Here is a 1,194-nt window from a genome sequence, read left to right as displayed (position 1 = left end):
TCAAGCTCCACACCAAAGTCGCGTATTTCATAGCTCATCAGCATCCGGTTGAAGGTCATGACTGGCGTGCTCGTCATGCGAAGCGGTAAGGCCAGCAAACGATGGAGAAAGACATCGCTCTCGTGAATGGCCAGAAAGGCCCCTGGACAGCGATGCGCTCCATCGCCGAAGCTCAAGACCTGCGCCTGCACGCCACGAGGCAGCGGGCGATGCGGACACACTGCCAGCGGCTCCTCTCCCACCACCGCTGGATCGGCGTTGGCCGTACGAATGTCCAGGATCATGCGGGAGCCTTCTGGGATGTGGTGGATCATTCCGTCGTGCTCAATGCTGACTTCGCTCTCTGTCCGCCGCCACAGGGTCGAGGCCACGGGTTCAAGGCGCAGCAGTTCGTGCAGCAACAAGTGACGCTCTTTGCGTTCGCCGCTCAGGTAATCGCGCCGCAGTTCCTCATTCTCCAGCAGATGCCAGGCCGCCACGCAGATGAACTCCCGGGTGGTGACCATACCTGCCGTGGCGTAGGTTAAGCATTCCACCAGAATTTCCAGGTCGTTGTACCCCTTGCCGATCAGGTGACTGATCACGTCTTGCTGCGGCTTTTTGCGCCGGGCCAGGATGGCGGGACGGACATCCAGGCGGTAGAAATTCGACATGCGCAGCAGGCCCTTGACCTGCTGCGCCAGGTTCCGGACACGGCCTGTCAGATCGCCAGGAACGCCAGCGGCAATGTCACTCTCAGAAAGCAGCTGGTCAATGCGGCGGTCCATGCCGGGACGCAGCGAGTCGGTCAAGCCCACCACGCGGGCGGCCACCTCCACGGCCAGTTCCATGCTCAGGACGCTGAGGTCTGCTTTTCCAGCGCGCGTAAGCCGCACCATCAGGCGCTCGGTCAGGTGATCGATGAAGGCATGATGCTTTTCCTGCACGGTCTTGGGCGTAAAGAAGTTGGCGATGGCGGTTCGCTGCTCGCGGTGGGCCTCGCCGTCCTGGAAAATGACGGACGGACGCAGCCGGGTCACCAGAACATTGTCCGTGGAAGCGCCCTGGCGAATGTGTTCCGCGTCGCGCAAGACCTGCCGCACAGCGGCGTAAGAGCGCAGGTACCAGACGTCGTCCTGCTGCTCGATCCCGGGCGTGAGGTGATCCTGGCCAAAGCCGGTTTTGCGGGCGTTGTGATCAAAAGGACATTGGGGG

At 61.7% G+C, this 1,194-nt stretch carries 1 protein-coding gene; it reads right to left on the bottom strand.

Going from position 1 to position 1,194, the window contains the following annotated elements:
- On the bottom strand, positions 1-1,019 hold a 1,019-nt coding region (locus HNQ08_RS27065), incomplete at its 3' end, for a cytochrome P450 (protein ID WP_221284569.1).
- Positions 1,020-1,194: the final 175 nt, after the last annotated feature.

The organism is Deinococcus humi, from assembly GCF_014201875.1.
Taxonomy (GTDB): Bacteria; Deinococcota; Deinococci; order Deinococcales; family Deinococcaceae; genus Deinococcus; species Deinococcus humi.
Note: the sequence above shows the minus strand (reverse complement) of the source record. Positions and strands in the feature narration are given on the sequence as shown.